This window comes from Salinispirillum sp. LH 10-3-1, from assembly GCF_030643825.1.
Taxonomy (GTDB): Bacteria; Pseudomonadota; Gammaproteobacteria; order Pseudomonadales; family Natronospirillaceae; genus Salinispirillum.
This window is the reverse complement of the sequence record NZ_CP101717.1, coordinates 648,946-665,922: the sequence shown is the minus strand read 5'-3', so window position 1 is coordinate 665,922 and position 16,977 is coordinate 648,946. Positions and strand designations below refer to the sequence as shown.

Here is a 16,977-nt window from a genome sequence, read left to right as displayed (position 1 = left end):
CTCACTGTCAAGGCTTGAGAATCGCCAAGCCTTTTAACATATTCAAGGCTTCGTACATCTGGAAGTCCTCGTCACGCATCGAAACCTTCTCTTCATCGCCGTCAGCCACGCTGCCCGATTCAGCCTGCCCATTAGGCAAGGCACCCTGCAAATCACTTTCGCGATTGAAGCGCACATCTTGCGGCGTGAATGAGCCTTGACGAACTTCGATATCCGGCACGATACCGGTACCCTGTATCGACGTGCCTAGGGGCGTAAAGTAGCGCGCGGTTGTTAGCTTCAGAGCGGTTTGATCCTGACTCAATGGCATCACTGTTTGCACCGACCCCTTACCAAAGCTTTGCATCCCCATAACGATGGCCCGACGATGATCTTGCAGCGCACCGGCGACGATTTCACTGGCCGACGCCGAGCCGCCATTGATCAAGACCACCAAGTTCACATCAGGTGCAACCGTCTGACGACGCGACTGATAGCGGAAGGAGTTGTTCGGGATACGGCTTTCGGTATACACCACCAGCTTCTCTTGCAAGAAGATGTCAGATACGTCGACCGACGCACTCAACAAGCCACCTGGGTTGTTACGCAGATCCAATACCAAGCCCTTCAGCTCACCACCGTTTTCTTCACGCAGGCGATTGATCTCTCGTACAACATCTGCGGCGGTGTTTTGCTGGAATGACGAAATACGAATGCTGCCAAAGCCCGGTTCTAACATCCGGCTGCGTACGGACGTGACGCGAATAACCGCACGTTCCAGCGTTATTTCCAGCGGTGCCGACTGGCCTTGGCGCACGACCGTCAATGTAATACTGCTGCCTGGTTCGCCACGCATGATGTCAACCGCCTGGCTCAGAGACAGTCCCTGTACCGGTGTATCGTCCAAACGTGTAATCAAATCACCCGCCTGTATGCCGGCGCGATAAGCGGGTGTGTCATCGATCGGTGAGACTACGCGCACAAAACCATCTTCCATGGTTACTTCAATGCCCAACCCACCAAACTGGCCGGTTGTCGACTCTTGCAGATCGGCGAAGGCGTCGGGTGGTAAATAATCGGAATGTGGATCCAAGCCTTTCAACATACCTTGAATGGCATCTTCAATCAGCTTGCGGTCGTCGACCTCATCGACGTACGCCGTTTTGATGCGGTCAATCACTTCGGCCAACAGACGCATTTCGTCCACCGGCAAGCCGCGTGATGCGCTCGATGTGTGTCGATCAGCCCACGAACTGGCACTAAACGCCAACGCGAAGCCCACGACCAACATGGCCACGTAGCCAACAGCGGAACCTTTTTTAATCGTCATGGTGTTACCCCTTAACTACGCTGACGACCAGGAACGCCATCAACTTCTCTATTATACTCGTTAACGGCGAATCCAGTTCTGTGGATTCGTCGTTGCACCATTATGGCGTATCTCAAAATACAACCCAGGACGCTCAAATCCCCCGGAATCACCAACATGCGCGATGGTTTCTCCGGCGCGAACCCAGTCGCCCACGTTACGCATCAGCGACTCATTACGTCCGTACAAACTAAGATAGCCTTGGCCATGATCCAAGATCAACAACAAACCATAACCACGCAACCAATCAGCGAAGACTACCCGCCCATAATGCACAGCTCTTACCGGACTCCCCGTGCGTGCGTCGAATAGCAGACCGTCGTATACCACACCGGTCTGGCTATTGCGCTCACCATACCGGATTCTGATGCTTCCCTCTACTGGCGCGGTCATCTGGCCGCGACGATCTACGAAGGGCAGTTCATCAGCGCCAAAGTCAATCTGTGTGATGGCGGCCTCCACTTCACGCACCAAGGCTTCCAGTTCTTTCCGCTCGGCTTCTTTTTGCGCGATCTGTGCTTGTTGTGAGGCGGCCTCTTCGGCCAGTCGAGCCACCACCTGCTGGCGCTGATTACGGCTGCGCATCAGGCGATTGTTCTCGTCAACCAAGGCTTGGTTCTGCTGCACTAAACTGGTCTGTCGCTCGGCAATGCCTGTCTCTACATCAGCCAGCTCCTTTAGAGTCTCTTCGTACTCCTGAAGCTCTGCCAGTTGAGCGGCATTAAAAAATTGGTAAAAGGTCATCATGCGCTGTCCGTGCGACAGCGACTCAGGCGATAGCAGAGCCTTTAATGGCGTTTGCTGTCCACTTTTATAGACACTGACCAGAATGCTCTCAAGTCGCGTGGCCTGCTCTTTGCGCTGTGCTTCCAACGTGACCAATTGGCCGCGCAACTCCGCCAGTTCACGCTCTGTGGTGGCTAGTTGAGCTTCTATGCGCGATAGACGCTGCCGATTTTCCGACATTTCGCGCTCAGTTTCTTCCAGCAAACGCTCCATCCGTGTGCGCTCAGCACGCGTAGCGCCTAAACGCTCTTGTAAGGCCGTGATTTGCTGCTTAAGCGCTTCAACATCTGCGGAAGAAGGCTGTTGTGCTTGGACAAGGCCGCTGAACAACAAGGCAGCCAGCAGGCAACACACCCAAAAACCGCACCGCGAACGAGTAAGAATGCTAAACAATAGATGGGAACGCTTTGACAAGCGGGAACTCTCTTATTGACCAGTCAGTGGAAATGAAAATAACTCGGCTCATTCTACATCAATTCGTAGTGATGCCAACGCCCTCATTCCGCAGGGTCAACACAATCCGTAACGGCCTCAGGCGCCTGCGTCCATTGACGCACAGACGCCAGAACGGCATTACCCGATACTCAAGCGAACAGGCCAAGGCACTGCCTGCTCGCTGCACTTGGTCAGTTTAACGTACTAACGATGTGATGCCTTACCAAACACCAGCATGCCTACACCAGCCACCGAAGCAGCGGCACCCAGTATCAAGTACCAGGTGGTAGATTCAGTAAAACGCCCAGTAAAGGCTTCTGCAACCTGATCATCCAGACTTTGGGACGACTGATACGCCAAGAAAAGCAGGATTAGACCAACAACAATCAGCACAATAGCTACAGTTTTATTATTCATAATGTATTTCCCAAATAAATTTTCGCTTCACCATCGCCTCTTCGCATGAACTCATGCAAATGCAGGGTGAAGATCGAAGATATTTGAAGCCTTACTTTTCGTCTGTACGCTATCGAACGTAAACTGCCTAAATTCCAGCCAGCGATTACTGTCACCGACCAGCCAAGAACTCCTCCAGCACAACCGTTAAGAAACAAAAAAGCCGCCCTCTTCTCAATCAAAAGAGGGCGGCCCTGATGTCTCAGCGCCGGACTATACGAGTAAGCTTTTGCCCGTCATTTCAGCCGGAATGGCATCGCCCATCAGCGTCAGCAAGGTCGGCGCGATGTCACTCAGACCGCCTTCCTTCAGCTGCTTGCCCGCCGCACGATTGCTAACGTACACCAAGGGTACGGGGAAGATCGTGTGCGAGGTGACAGCGCCTCCCGTTTCAGGGTCTACCATAAGCTCGACGTTGCCGTGGTCGGCAGTGATCAAGCATTCGCCATCCACCTCTAACAAGGCTTCAGTAATAGCTTTCAGGCTGACATCCAGCGCCTCTACCGCTTTCACGGCGGCGTCGAATTTGCCGGTGTGACCCACCATGTCGCCGTTGGCGTAGTTGCAGACGATCAGGTCATATTTGCGGGATTTTATCGCTTCTACCAGTTTGGCGGTCACTTCGGGCGCGCTCATTTCCGGTTTCAGGTCATAAGTAGCGACATCAGGCGACGGCACCAGAATGCGGTCTTCACCAGCATACTCTTTCTCCTCACCGCCACTGAAGAAGAAGGTGACGTGCGCGTACTTCTCCGTTTCAGCAATACGCAACTGAGTTTTGCCCTGCTGTGAAACGTAGTCGCCCAACGTATTGGTCAAGGCCGTCGGCGGGTAAGCCACAACGGCCGGGATGTCGGCGGCGTATTCCGTCAGCGTGACGAAGCGCGACAACGCTGGGCGCACGGCACGCGGCATGTCGGTCAGGTCGTCCTGCACGAACGCATTGGTCAGTTCGCGGGCGCGGTCTGGACGGAAGTTCATAAACACCACGGCGTCACCGTCCTTGATCACGGCGGCGGTTTTTCCGGCCGGCACGATGGCCGTTGGCGGGCAGAACTCGTCGTCTTTGTCTTGCTCGTAGGCGGCTTTTAAGCCATCACTCGGGGTACTGGCCACATTGTCTGCGATGCCTTGGGTGAGCAGATCATAGGCTTTCTGCACACGGTCCCAACGGTTGTCACGGTCCATGGCGTAATAGCGACCCACCAGTGAGGCCACGCCGCGCACACCCAATTCATCGGCGCGTTTTTGCAAGCGAACCAAGGTGGCGTCAGCGCTGCGCGGTGGTGTGTCGCGTCCGTCCAGAAAAGCATGTACGTAGACTTCTACGCCGTGTTTGGCAGCCAGTTCCATCATAGCGATCAGGTGGTCATCGTGGCTGTGCACGCCGCCGGGCGAGGCCAGGCCCAAGATGTGTACTGCGCCGTTCACGGCTTTGGCGGCCTCTACGGCACCCACTAACGCTTCGTTGGTGAAAAAATCGCCATCATCAATATCTTTGGTGATGCGCGTGAAATTCTGATAAACAACCCGACCGGCACCCAGGTTCATGTGCCCAACTTCAGAATTGCCCATCTGCCCCTCTGGTAACCCAACCGCTAAACCGGAAGTTTTGATGGTGGTTTTAGGGTAGGTAGACCACAGGTGGTCCCACGTAGGTGTGTTCGCTGCTTCAATAGCGTTCGATTTAGAAGTTTCGCTGTAGCCGAAACCATCGAGAATGAACAAGGCCACTGTTTTTTTCGCCGACATAATATCCTCTATTTTCTCTTCTCTCTTGCAAATTCCCCGCGCGCACTCGTTTGGTAGTCAGTCGCCTTGTATTTTTTATAGGAGTGCATTGACCGGTGGCCGCGGGGTCCACTGTTGAGTAATTGTACCCCCAATGAGAACGAGTAGCGAGTGCATTGCGCGGCCCTGCTCTCTGCAGAATGGGGCTATTTGGGGGATGATGATGCCGTCCTTCTGCGTTATACTCGCGAAACTTTTTTATGACCGATTGAGCGGAACCAGCCTGTATGATGCAATTTTTTGCTTTTATCTCCGAAAACTGGATGCTCGCCAGCGCCTGGCTGGCGTTTTTCTTTTTGCTGATTATTTCTGAGTCCGCCCGTGGCGGCAAAGGCCTGACGCCGCAAGAAGTGACCATCAAGGTCAACAACGAAAGTGCCGTGGTGCTTGATGTGCGCAAAAACGAGGACTTCCGTAAGGGCCACGTACCGAACGCCATCAACATCCCGTCTGCGGTGATTAAGGATCGCCTGAGCGAACTGGAAAAACACAAGGCTAAGCCGATTATTGTGGTTTGCCAAACAGGCACCACTGCAGGCTCGGCTGGTGCAGAACTGCGCAAGGCTGGCTTCACTGAAGTCTATCGCATGAAAGGCGGCTTGATGGAGTGGCAAGCGAGCAGCATGCCGCTGGTGAAATCCTAATGGCCACCCCTTCGGTAACCCTGTACACCACCCGTTTCTGCCCCTTTTGTATCCGCGCCAAGATGCTGCTGGATCATAAGCAGGTGGCGTATACCGAGATCGGTGTTGATATGGACGCCGCTAAGCGTGCAGAAATGACCGCTAAAGCCGGCAGCCACACCGTGCCGCAAATCTGGATTGGCGAGCAACATATAGGGGGGTGCGACGAACTGTACGCTTTGGAGCGCGCCGGAAAACTCGATGCGATGCTATCCTGACGGGCAATATAGAGCCCCGGAGTTCACTGATACATCAGCATTCATACACTTGATACTTAGTTAAAATAAGAGAACAGTATTATGTCAGAAGCACCTAAAACGCGTTTCGGTATTCAGCGCATCTACATCAAAAACAGCTCTTTTGAAGCGCCAAATTCACCGTCGATTTATCGCTCACCTTGGCAGCCCAAAGTGAAGGTAGATCTTAACACCAAAGCAACTTCACTCGGTGAAGATGCGTACGAAGTGCTGTTGCGCCTGACGGTGACTGCTGAACTGGAAGAGAAAGTCGCGTTTCTGGCCGAAATCGAACAGGCCTGCATCGTGACCGCTGGCGGTTTTGAGCCAGCTGCGCTGGACCAGATGCTGGGTGCCTATGTCCCGAGCTTGCTGTTCCCGTACGCACGTGAAGCCATTGACAGCCTGGTTGTTAAAGGCAGCTTCCCAGCCGTGATGCTAGCACCGGTTAACTTCGATGTGCTGTACCAGCAAACCAAACAGCAAAAAGACAACACCGAAGCGGCGCATTGATCTCATCTCGTAGCCGCTGAAGTTAAAAAGGCTCCTAAGGGAGCCTTTTTTAATGCCTATCAATAGGCGCTACTGTTGCACTAAATCCAGCGGACACATCCGCACATTTTTGTACCCCGCATCCTGCAACTGCAATGCTTGTAGCTTGCTCATTACGCCCTTCGGACAATACAACCAGTACTCTCGGTCTTGATCCAAGGCAGCGAAACCAGACTGCACACGGTAGAACGGCATCACCTGTACGTCATGCCCCACTACTGAGACGGGCGCACGTTCAACATCGTCTGGGTGGCGTACATCCAACACCACTGCCGCAGTATTGGTAGGATCCCCCATCGGTACCTCAGTAATTGCGGAAGCTGGACGAATCACATCCTGAATCGACTCAAACACAGCGTTGTCGATGGCCCACTGCAATACATCCTCATTCATCCGCTGTTCTTCGTGTTCAACAATGTGCTGGCGCGCGCGGGTGGTCGGGCGGCGGCTGATCACGCCGCAATACTCCGGCATGACTTCTGAAAAGGCGGCTGCGCCAATGGCTTTCGCTTGATCAATGATCACTTGTTTATCACTGGTAATCAGCGGACGCAGAATCAATCGATCCACACTGCGGTCAATGACTTGCAGATTGATCAACGTTTGGCTCGACACCTGCGCAATGGCTTCACCCGTGACCAATGCTACGGCGCCCAGACGCTCGGCGATTTTGTCGGCGGCCTGCATCATCTGACGCTTCAGCACCACGCCCATGTGGGAATTATCCACTTGCGTCAGAATCTCTTCGACCACCGGCTCAAAGGGTACAGACACGAAGGTCACCGGATGCGACGCACCAAAACGGTGCCACAAGAAGTGAGCGATCTCTTTTACGCCGTCTTCGTGCGCCTGGCCGCCCAAATTGAAGAAAATAAAGTGCGTGCACAAACCACGACGCATCATCTGCCAAGCCGCAACTGACGAGTCATAACCACCGGAAATCAGCGTGGCAACGTACTCTTGCGTACCCAATGGATAACCACCCATGCCTTCACGGCGATTGCTGACAATAAAGAGGCGGTCTTTACGTACTTCTAAGGTCACCGAAACGTCAGGGTCTTTCAAGTTCACACCGGCAGCAGCGGTATTGTGATTCAGTACACTGCCGACGTGCCGCTCGAGATCCACTGAACGAAACTCATGGTTCCCACTGCGCTTCACCCGAACTCGAAATGTTTTGCCATTGAGCGCATCCCCAACCGCTTCTAACGACTGTGCGGCAATGGTGTCAAAATCACCCAGTGGGTACTCTTTCGCTTCAGTGAAATTGGCAATACCAGGAATACGGGTTAGTGCGTCGCTCAATTCGATGGCTTTCGCTGCGGGGCAATCGGCTCCGGCGTCAACTTCCAGCACGTCCCAGTTGCCACCGACCCTAACCGCCGGATGTATGGCCTTCAATATGATGCGCATGTTGGTTTTCAGGCGCTTCAATTGCTGCAAGCGCACCGGGCGCGACTTTATGATGATTTCTGGGAACAGCTTTACAATAAACTTCATGATCGGCTCAACGCGCTCGGAGTCCCTCAGTTCGTATCCAGCCACATTATCTGGCACACTGATGACCCATAAAAAGGGCGCGTATTATAGCGAAAAAGCGGGACATCGAACAGGCTAAGATACTCAGATCGTCTTGCCCCAATCCTGAACCAGTCAGATACCCGCCTGCACCAGATGTTCGCACAACACCCGCACAACGCACCTTTTTAGTGCTTTATTGCACCGATTAAGTGCGCATTCTTTGGGTTAACGCACCAGCATTGCTCCAAAGGCCCCAAAATACGGCATTTCAGCAACTGGCACGGGCTTTGCTTTTTATGCTCACAAGGCGTGCACAGATGTTCTACACTGCAGCAACGAATAAACAACCATTTTTGATCCTAGTGGATCGTAAACTCGGAGAGTCTAGATATGTCAGAGCATACTCTGAAGCTGATTAAAGATAATGAAGCCAAGTGGGTAGACCTGCGCTTCACGGACACCAAGGGTAAAGAGCAGCACGTGACCATTCCTGCTCGCTACGTGGACGAAGAGTTTTTCGAAAACGGCCAGATGTTTGATGGTTCTTCTATCTCTGGTTGGAAAGGTATCAACGAATCCGACATGATCCTGATGCCTGATGATAGTGCATCCATCATGGACCCGTTCACTGAAGATTCAACAGTCATCGTACGTTGTGACATCGTTGAGCCTTCTACCATGCAAGGTTACGAGCGCGACCCGCGTTCTGTTGCCAAGCGTGCCGAAGCCTACTTGAACGCCACAGGTTTGGGCGACGTTGCCTTCTTTGGCCCTGAGCCTGAGTTCTTCATCTTCGACGGTGTGACTTGGGACATCAACATGGCCGGTTGCAGCTACAAGATCAAATCTGAAGAAGCGGCTTGGTCTACGAACGACCAGTTCGAAGGCGGCAACTTGGGTCACCGCCCTCGTGTTAAAGGTGGTTACTTCCCTGTTCCTCCTATCGACAGTCTGCATGACATCCGCTCTGCCATGTGCGACGCGATGGAAGCCATGGGCTTGGACGTAGAAGTTCACCACCACGAAGTGGCCAACGCTGGTCAGTGTGAAATCGGCGTTAAGTTCAACACGCTGGTGAAGAAAGCCGACGAAGTACAGGTATTGAAATACTGCGTACACAACGTGGCACACGCTTACGGCAAAACTGCGACGTTCATGCCTAAGCCAATCGTTGGTGACAACGGTTCTGGTATGCACGTGCACCAGTCTTTCTGGAAAGACGGCGTAAACCAGTTTGCGGGCGACCAGTACGCTGGTTTGTCTGAAACTGCCTTGTTCTACATTGGCGGTATCATCAAGCACGCTCGTTCTTTGAACGCCTTCACTAACCCAGCAACTAACTCGTACAAGCGTTTGGTGCCTGGTTTTGAAGCACCGGTTATGTTGGCTTACTCAGCGCGTAACCGCTCTGCGTCGATCCGTATTCCTTACGTGGCTTCTCCAAAAGCTAAGCGTATCGAAACGCGTTTCCCTGACCCAGTGGCTAACCCTTACTTGGCATTCGCTGCCTTGCTGATGGCTGGTCTGGACGGCGTGAAGAACAAGATTCACCCTGGCGATGCGGCTGATAAGGATCTGTATGACCTGCCAGCAGAAGAAGCATTGGCCATCCCAACGGTTGCTGGTTCTTTGGACGAAGCGCTGCAAGCATTGAAAGATGACCACGAATACCTGACGCAAGGCGGTGTATTCACTAAGGACATGATCGATGCGTACATCGAATTGAAAGAAGGTGACATCGAGCGCTTGCGCATGACGACTCACCCAATTGAGTTCGACATGTACTACTCTGCTTAAGTGATAAAATACTGGCAACTGCTCCTGCGTTGCCAGCATACCGCCCATCCATGGGCATAAAAAAGCCCGCTCAATGCGGGCTTTTTTGTGTCTGTAGGAGCGCAGCACACCTTTCATAAGAGCATGCGCGAACATTAGGCCAGCGGGCTGGCCTCCTACGGAAATATTGAGCCTTACAGTTATTCGGAAGGGTAATGCAAACGGCGCCAAGCCTTTGTGTCATCCAAGCGCTCCAAGCGCTGCGCCATCTGGTTCAGGTTCTGCGCCACATCAACCTCGCCGTTCACCATACGCGGCAATTCAAAGGCCCACAGTGACCAGAAACGACCGATCTCCGGAATACCGGGCATGATCTCACCCATTTCAGCCTGCTGCAGTGTGACGCGTAAGTTCGCGTCCTGATTCACTTCCGCTTCCATCTCGTTCAAAACCACAGCACCCAATGGGCGATCCGCATTGATGGTGCGCAAACCTTCCGCAGACAACAAGTAATCTTCGATAAAGCGCACGGCCTCCGCTTGATTGGGGCTGACCGCGTTGATCCCGGCGGCCAAGATACCCACAAAGGGCTTACCAGGACCGGTGGTGGCGTTCAAACCGGGCAGAGGTGCCAAAGCAAAATTCACCCCACGGTAATCGCCCCAACCCCAGGGACCATTGATCGCCATAGCGGCTTCACCACTGGCGAACTGCGCTTGCATACTGCCGTAGTCGTCATCCGGCTCTATCACACCTTCTGCCATCAAACGGCGTAACATCCGCACCCCGTCAACTGCACCGGCTTGCTTAAAACCGACGTCATTCAATAAATAGTTACCGTCTTCATTGCGCCATGAATAACCACCTCCGGCGGTCACCAAGTGCCACATGAAGTAGGTCTCACTCCAGTGCATCGCCAAAGCACGACGCCCCTGGCTGCGTAACTGACGATCTAACGCGATGATTTCTTCATAGGTGGTCGGCGGTGTCGGTACGAGATCACGGTTATAGATCAAGCTGATGGCTTCGGTCGCGATCGGGTAGCCGTAATAAGCACTGCCGTGCTGCACACCATCCCACGCAAAGTCGGCGATTTTATCCCGCGCCTGCCCAGAAGGCCGCACTTCAGACAGCAGTCCGGCATTAATCCATACGCCAAAGCGGTCATGTGGCCAGATGACGATATCTGGACCCTCTGTGGTGTTTGCGAACTTATCGAAACGCTCTGGAACATCCATCTCGTCATCCCAGTCGTCTGGTGTCATGACAAATACCGGAATACCGGTGTCCTGTTCAAAACGACGCCCCACTTCGGCAAGGCCATTGTAACCTTTATCCCCGCCGATCCAGATTTCCAGCGCATCACGCTGAAATGCCTGTCCTTGAACAGCCATGGTGACACCAAGAATTAGGGCTGACAAACGTCCCCACGAGTTAAACATAGTGGTACTCCAGTTTTTCGATTCGTTGTAATTATGAATGCGTCAGGCTAATAGGCGGTAGGATTCTGCAGGATTTTTTCTTATTATCACAAACCAGTGCACACAATAATGCCGAAAACCCCGCTGTACTGCAACGCCAAGCACCAAAGCCCCCCGTCTTCAACGAACCGCTTCAGCGTAATTTTTTCGACACCAAGGAAAGCGCAGTGGTTTTTAGAGGGCCCTGACAGGTACACTTAGCACCATGAAAACACCTTACGACATCGTGATCATTGGCGGCGGATTGGTTGGATTTGCCTTCTTACTCGCCCTCCCGGAGCGCCTTCAGCAGCGTACGCTCCTGCTGGACGGAGCGGAACAGCCGGACGGACAAACCCCCAGCCCCAGCTTTGATGATCGCGGTACCGCGCTCAGTCGACGCAGTCTCGAATTACTGGCGCACATGGGTGTCTTATCCGAACTCGCACCGCATCTGGGCGCCATGCACGATATTGAGGTCAGTCAACAGGGCTATTGGGGCACTACACGCCTGACCAGTGCTGAAGCCTATGGTGCCGTAGCCAACAATCGCCAGCTGGGCCATGCCTTATGGCAGCGCGCAAAGGAGACTGCCGCTGAATGTCGTTTCCAACAGTTTGTCAGCGGCATCACCCCCGGTATCGAGCAATCACGGGTGCACTTTACCGACGGCTCTGAGGTTGACGCTCATCTGGTGGTCTTAGCGGATGGCGGACGCTCCGGGATCGCTACGCACCTCGGCATTGGTCAGCAACACCACGACTATGGTCAGACCGCCATCGTATTCAATCTAGAGCGCGAGCAGCCCGCTGGCGGACGTGCCTATGAGCGCTTCACATCGGACGGCCCGCGTGCCTTGTTACCGCTGGCTGGCAGGCGACAAACAGTGGTGTGGACTATTCCCACAAACACACTGGAGACTCATTTGAACTGGAGCGACCACACGTGGAAACGCCAGCTCCTACACTGTTTCGGCCATGACCAAGGGGCTGTTACAGCAGTTTCTGCACGTGCACACTACCCGCTGCACTGGCGGCAAAGCCGCGAACTGGTGCGCCATCGTTTAGCCTTAATCGGCAACAGCGCGCTCAGCCTCCACCCCGTCGCCGGGCAGGGCTTCAATCTGCACCTGCGCAGCCTGGTCGCGTTAGCCGACGCCTTGGCAACGGCCGTTGATCCTGGAGATATTGCGCACTTGCAACGCTGGCAGGCCGAGAGCCACATTGATCAGCAGCGCATTGCCATGGCCTGTCATGGCTTGGTCAGCATGTTCGCCTATCCGCAGGCCAGTGCGGCCCACGCTCGAGGACTAAGTCTGGCCGGGCTTGATCTCGCGCCCATGCTTAAACGCTGGATTACGCAGTACGCCATGGGATATACGCAATGACTCATCAAGCGGCAAAAGAGACAGACACGGACATTCTTGTTGTTGGTGGTGGCATGGTCGGGGCAGCCCTGTGTCTGGGCTTAAAAGGGCTGCCATGGCGCGTCACCATTGCGGATGGCCGCATTCCAGACGACACACCGGTGCCCGCCCTTACCCATGACAGCGAGTTCGATCAACGCGTCAGTGCGCTATCACTCAGTAGCGAGCGGTGGCTAAAAGATTTAGGCGCTTGGCAGGATATGCACCCCTCTCGCCTAGGCCCCTACGACACCATGCACGTATGGGATGCCGATGGTGCTGCAGGTGTGACCTTGTCACGCGACGATGCCCAGCTGACTCACCTCGGGCATATTATTGAGAATCGCACCATAGAATGCGCACTCTGGCACCAACTCAGCGGCTGGCCAGACTTGCAGCGCCAACTAGGCCAACCGGTAATTGATGCGCAATTTGATGAAAAAAAACACTGGCATGTGCGCTTTGCCGACCAAAGCACCACAACCACCAAGCTGCTGCTGATTGCCGACGGTGCAAACTCACCCTTACGCAGCGCCCTAGGCTTTCAGACCCGCGAATGGGATTATTTGCATCATGCCGTGGTGGCGACCGTTACGCATACCGAATCACACCGGCGCGTTGCCCGCCAAGCGTTTCACCGTCAGGGCCCGCTGGCTTTCTTGCCGCTCGCCACCGACCATACCTCATCCATTGTATGGTCCATGGTGCCCGAAGAAGTAGAGCGATTCATGCACGCATCGCCAGCGGATCAGGCCAAGGCTTTAGAACTTGGGATGCGCGGCGCATTGGGCGTGGTCACCATGGCGAGCAGTGTGCGACGCTTTCCCTTACGACAACGCCATGCAACGCAATACATCATGCCTGGCGCGGCCTTGGTCGGCGACGCCGCACACAGCATCCATCCGCTGGCGGGCCAAGGTGCTAACATTGGGCTGCTGGATGCCCAAGCCATGGTGAGCTTGTTGACAGAAGCGGCGGCGCACAACATACCGTTGGAAGAAGAATTGTTATTGCGCCGCTACCAACGCCAGCGTAAATCCGACAACCTGCTGACCATGGCAGGCATGGAAGGCTTACAGCATTTGTTTGCCGCTGATCACCACTGGGTGCATTGGTTGCGCAATCGCGGGATGCAGTGGTTCAACCAGCAACCCATGTTGCGCCGGGCAGCCGTGACAATGGCGAGCCGTTTGATGGATTAACGCGCCAATAGCATCCACCAGATGCTATTGGCCGCCGGGGAACCCCAACTGACGCCACACTTCGTACACCACAATCGCAGCGGTGTTGGACAGATTCAAACTGCGCGAGTCCGCCCGCATTGGTAACCGGCAACGCTGCTCCGGAGCCAAGCTCTCCAGCAATTCCGTCGGAAGGCCGCGCGATTCTGGCCCCAATATAAAATAATCGCCAACCTGATACTCGCCATCAAAGAACGAGGCCTTACCCTTAGTGGTCAACGCCCACAGGCGCTCTGGTTGCGCTGTCTGCAAAAACGCCTCGTAGTTGGCATGCACTTGCACACGCGCCCATTCATGGTAATCCAAACCGGCGCGGCGCAAGGCGCGATCCTCCATAGCAAAGCCCAGCGGCTCAATTAAATGCAGGTGACAACCGGTATTGGCGGCTAATCGAATGATATTTCCAGTGTTAGGTGGAATCTCGGGTTCAAACAGTACTAGATTAAACATGGACACTTCTTCTACATTGTTACAAAAGTAGATACCATGGACGCGGGCGTCAGGCAACAAGGAAGCGGCTACGCGTATCGGAAAGCATCACGTTCTGAACCACAAGGGGTACCATGAAGGAAACGTTACTCGGCAAAACATTGGTAGAGAAAGGGCTGGTGACACCGGCACAGCTGGATGAAGCGCTGGCCCAGCAACAAGAATACCCTGAACGCTTGCTCGGGCATATTCTGGTGGAACAAGGTTACCTGCGCTATGCGACATTGGTAACGACCATTGTGCACGACCAGCATGTGCCCATGGCTCGTGAAATGCTAGCCGAACGCGCGCGTGCTGGAGAACAACTGGACGAACACGGCGTGCCACTACCCCGCTTCAGTGATACTGAAATGGCCACGCTGGTATTTAAAGAGAACGAGTTCCCTGTACCCATACCAACACCGTCACTTGAACACTTCACTGTGGACTCCAGCATGGAACGCGAGCTGGCGGAGGACGCCTTCAGTCTGATCGATCACGGGCAGATGGAAGAAGCCAAACAGGTGCTGGTGCAAGGGCTCACCATCAGCCCAGACAGCGTACCTCTGCGCTATCTACAATGCTGGTTGCTGGCGGAGCAAGGTGAGGCGGAGCAAAGCATCAAGAGCCTGGAAAAGCATCAGCCCGATTACCCCCGTAACCCAACCCTGTTGTGGCTGGCCGCCTACAACCGCCAACGCCTGCATCGGCACAATGAAGCCGTGGAGAATTATCAAGCACTGTTGAAGAAGTATAAGCCCAATCATCGCTGGTATTTCGCTTTAGCATACTCGCTACAACACCTACACTATTGGAAAAAAGCACGCCAAGTCTACACACACTTCATTCGCATCAGTAGCGGCGAAAATAAATGGACGGTCTACGCTCGGGCGCAAATAGCAGAGATTGTTAAGCAGCACGGCGCTTAGTACCGCGCCATACGGCTGTCGAAGTCAGTATTGCCAGAGCAACAAGGGCGGCTCTTGACCTGCACGATTATCCATATAGGCGAAGAACAGATCCGTATTAAAGCCTGGCAACTCTTGCAACTCGCGCCGCATCGCCACCTCGCCCGGAATACCGCAGGGAATCAGCAGTTCATTGCCCGCACTGATCAAATGCCAATGCAATTGGTTGCGCCACATCAAAAGCCTCACCTGGCGCAGCACCGCCATATCCATACTCGCGTATACCCGCCCCCCGGGGTAATACACAGTGATGCCGCGATGACTGGATTCAACCCGTTCGGGCTGAAAAGGCTGTGGTTGGGCGCTCATAATGTCTTCTTTATGGAATGACCGAAGGCGCTCATTATGGCCAGTGCCCGGTCATCCAGCAAGTTGAGAACGTGCGTAGGGTCTCATAGTGCATAAGAGCCTGCCAGCGCCTCAATCGTCACCGTCGTCGTCCTGACCGTCTGCAACCATCCCCAGTTCTTTAATCTTCCGGGTTAGGGTATTACGCCCCCAGCCGAGCAGTTGCGCTGCATCTCGACGCCGCCCGGCCGTATGTTTTAGGGCCACATCAATCATCGCTTGTTCAAACAACGGAACAGCGGTATCCAGAATACTTTGATGACCTTGCGTCAGTTCACGATCAGCCCAATATTTGAGGCCGTCCACCCAATGGCTGCCGGTCTCTTGCACCTGCTCTTCGGCAATAAGCTCAGGCGGCAGGTCGTTGATAAAGACCTCACGGCCAGAAGCCATAACGGTAATCCAGCGACAGGTGTTTTCCAGTTGGCGGACGTTGCCGGGCCATGGCAGGCTGGCGAGAAACTCTACAGTATCCGGCCGCAGCAGCTTGGCTTCCACCCCGAGTTCTGTGGCGGCGCGGCCGAGAAAATAACTCAACAAACGCGGTATGTCTTCGCGCCGATCGGCCAAGCGTGGAATGTGGATGCGAATGACATTAAGACGATGGAACAAATCTTCGCGGAACCGCCCTTCACGCACCAAACCCTCAAGGTTTTGGTGCGTCGCAGCGATGATCCGCACATCGACTTTAATAGCCGTATGCCCACCGACCCGATAGAACTCACTGTCAGCCAGCACGCGCAGCAAGCGGGTCTGGGTTTCTGCGGGCATGTCACCGATTTCGTCCAGAAACAGCGTGCCACCATTGGCTTGCTCAAAGCGGCCCGGTCGTTGCCCACTGGCTCCGGTGAAAGCCCCTTTTTCGTGCCCGAACAGTTCGGACTCGATCAAATCACGCGGGATCGCCGCCATGTTCAAGGCGATAAATGGCTTGTCCCGCCGCGGGCTGTGCCGGTGCAGCGCCTGCGCCACCAGCTCTTTACCCGTGCCCGACTCGCCATTGATCAAAACGGTAATGTTGGAATGCGATAAACGCCCTATAGCGCGAAACACTTCTTGCATGGCCGGCGCTTCGCCGATGATTTCTTGTGCCGCTTGCCGCTCGGGTTCAGCGATATCCATCGACTGCTCACGCGCGTGCTCCATTGCACGTTTGACCAAATCAATAGCTTCAGTGATGTCGAACGGCTTCGGCAGATATTCGAACGCCCCACCTTGAAAAGACGCCACCGCACTGTCGAGGTCCGAGTGCGCGGTCATGATGATCACCGGCACATCTGGATACTTACCGTGAATCTCGCGCATCAGCTCGAGCCCGTCCATGCCCTCCATCCGCACATCACTGACAATCACTGTGGGCTTATCACGCTGCAACCGCTGCAACAAACTCTCGCCATCACTGAATGCTTGGCAGGCCCAACCTTCTTTCTCTACGGCCTTTTCCAGTACCCATCGAATGGAACGGTCATCGTCTACGACCCAGACTGTCTCTCCGTTATTCAT

General features: G+C 54.3%; 16 protein-coding genes. 7 read left to right on the top strand and 9 right to left on the bottom strand.

Going from position 1 to position 16,977, the window contains the following annotated elements; all coding sequences use genetic code 11:
- Positions 1–7: 7 nt before the first annotated feature.
- The 4 genes from NFC81_RS02975 to gpmI all read right to left on the bottom strand — a co-directional run bounded on the left by NFC81_RS02975 (position 8) and on the right by gpmI (position 4,777).
- On the bottom strand, positions 8–1,309 hold the full coding sequence (locus tag NFC81_RS02975) for a S41 family peptidase (protein ID WP_304996052.1): 1,302 nt from the start codon (positions 1,307–1,309) through the stop codon (positions 8–10).
- A gap of 60 nt (positions 1,310–1,369) precedes the next feature.
- Positions 1,370–2,548, bottom strand: a complete 1,179-nt coding sequence (locus tag NFC81_RS02970) for a peptidoglycan DD-metalloendopeptidase family protein (protein WP_304996051.1) — start codon at positions 2,546–2,548, stop codon at positions 1,370–1,372.
- Positions 2,549–2,773: 225 nt separating this feature from the next.
- Complete coding sequence (locus tag NFC81_RS02965) at positions 2,774–2,986, bottom strand: DUF3185 family protein (protein WP_304996050.1); 213 nt, start codon at positions 2,984–2,986, stop codon at positions 2,774–2,776.
- 252 nt (positions 2,987–3,238) lie between these two features.
- Entirely contained in the window at positions 3,239–4,777 is a 1,539-nt protein-coding gene (gpmI, locus tag NFC81_RS02960) for a 2,3-bisphosphoglycerate-independent phosphoglycerate mutase (RefSeq protein WP_304996049.1), read from the bottom strand.
- Between the two features lie 266 nt (positions 4,778–5,043).
- Here gpmI and NFC81_RS02955 point away from each other — a divergent pair, with 266 nt between their 5' ends.
- The 3 genes from NFC81_RS02955 (at position 5,044) to secB (ending at position 6,248) form a co-directional block, all read left to right on the top strand.
- Entirely contained in the window at positions 5,044–5,460 is a 417-nt protein-coding gene (locus NFC81_RS02955) for a rhodanese-like domain-containing protein (RefSeq protein WP_304996048.1), read from the top strand.
- On the top strand, positions 5,460–5,717 hold the full coding sequence (gene grxC / locus NFC81_RS02950) for a glutaredoxin 3 (protein WP_304996047.1): 258 nt from the start codon (positions 5,460–5,462) through the stop codon (positions 5,715–5,717). Before NFC81_RS02955 ends, grxC begins: the two co-directional genes overlap by 1 nt.
- 81 nt (positions 5,718–5,798) lie before the next feature.
- On the top strand, positions 5,799–6,248 hold the full coding sequence (secB, locus tag NFC81_RS02945) for a protein-export chaperone SecB (protein ID WP_304996046.1): 450 nt from the start codon (positions 5,799–5,801) through the stop codon (positions 6,246–6,248).
- Positions 6,249–6,317: 69 nt separating this feature from the next.
- On the opposite strand, the gene thiI is transcribed toward secB, so the two are convergent.
- Positions 6,318–7,787 carry a tRNA uracil 4-sulfurtransferase ThiI gene (gene thiI, locus NFC81_RS02940; protein WP_304996045.1) on the bottom strand — a complete coding sequence of 490 codons (1,470 nt, stop codon included), beginning with the start codon at positions 7,785–7,787 and terminating at the stop codon, positions 6,318–6,320.
- A 411-nt stretch (positions 7,788–8,198) separates the two neighbouring features.
- On the opposite strand from thiI, the gene glnA reads away from it, so the two are divergent.
- Entirely contained in the window at positions 8,199–9,605 is a 1,407-nt protein-coding gene (gene glnA / locus NFC81_RS02935) for a glutamate--ammonia ligase (protein ID WP_304996044.1), read from the top strand.
- Positions 9,606–9,784: 179 nt separating this feature from the next.
- Here glnA and malE read toward each other — a convergent pair whose 3' ends face one another.
- Positions 9,785–11,026 carry a maltose/maltodextrin ABC transporter substrate-binding protein MalE gene (gene malE / locus NFC81_RS02930; RefSeq protein WP_304996043.1) on the bottom strand — a complete coding sequence of 414 codons (1,242 nt, stop codon included), beginning with the start codon at positions 11,024–11,026 and terminating at the stop codon, positions 9,785–9,787.
- Positions 11,027–11,270: 244 nt separating this feature from the next.
- Between malE and NFC81_RS02925 the strand changes: the two genes are divergently transcribed.
- Positions 11,271–12,431 (top strand): FAD-dependent monooxygenase, encoded by a 1,161-nt coding sequence (locus NFC81_RS02925; RefSeq protein WP_304996042.1) that lies wholly within the window; start codon positions 11,271–11,273, stop codon positions 12,429–12,431.
- The gene (locus NFC81_RS02920) at positions 12,428–13,651 is read left to right on the top strand and encodes an FAD-dependent monooxygenase (RefSeq protein ID WP_304996041.1); all 1,224 of its coding nucleotides are present in this window, start codon (positions 12,428–12,430) and stop codon (positions 13,649–13,651) included. The genes NFC81_RS02925 and NFC81_RS02920 overlap by 4 nt, the downstream gene beginning before the upstream one ends.
- A 24-nt stretch (positions 13,652–13,675) precedes the next feature.
- On the opposite strand, the gene trmL is transcribed toward NFC81_RS02920, so the two are convergent.
- Positions 13,676–14,140, bottom strand: coding sequence for a tRNA (uridine(34)/cytosine(34)/5-carboxymethylaminomethyluridine(34)-2'-O)-methyltransferase TrmL (trmL, locus tag NFC81_RS02915; protein WP_304996040.1), 465 nt, complete (start codon positions 14,138–14,140; stop codon positions 13,676–13,678).
- 113 nt (positions 14,141–14,253) lie between these two features.
- On the opposite strand from trmL, the gene NFC81_RS02910 reads away from it, so the two are divergent.
- Positions 14,254–15,087 carry a hypothetical protein gene (locus tag NFC81_RS02910; RefSeq protein ID WP_304996039.1) on the top strand — a complete coding sequence of 278 codons (834 nt, stop codon included), beginning with the start codon at positions 14,254–14,256 and terminating at the stop codon, positions 15,085–15,087.
- A gap of 24 nt (positions 15,088–15,111) precedes the next feature.
- Here NFC81_RS02910 and NFC81_RS02905 read toward each other — a convergent pair whose 3' ends face one another.
- Both NFC81_RS02905 and glnG read right to left on the bottom strand, forming a co-directional pair.
- On the bottom strand, positions 15,112–15,435 hold the full coding sequence (locus tag NFC81_RS02905; protein WP_304996038.1) for a hypothetical protein: 324 nt from the start codon (positions 15,433–15,435) through the stop codon (positions 15,112–15,114).
- Positions 15,436–15,546: 111 nt separating this feature from the next.
- Positions 15,547–16,977, bottom strand: coding sequence for a nitrogen regulation protein NR(I) (glnG, locus tag NFC81_RS02900; RefSeq protein ID WP_304996037.1), 1,431 nt, complete (start codon positions 16,975–16,977; stop codon positions 15,547–15,549).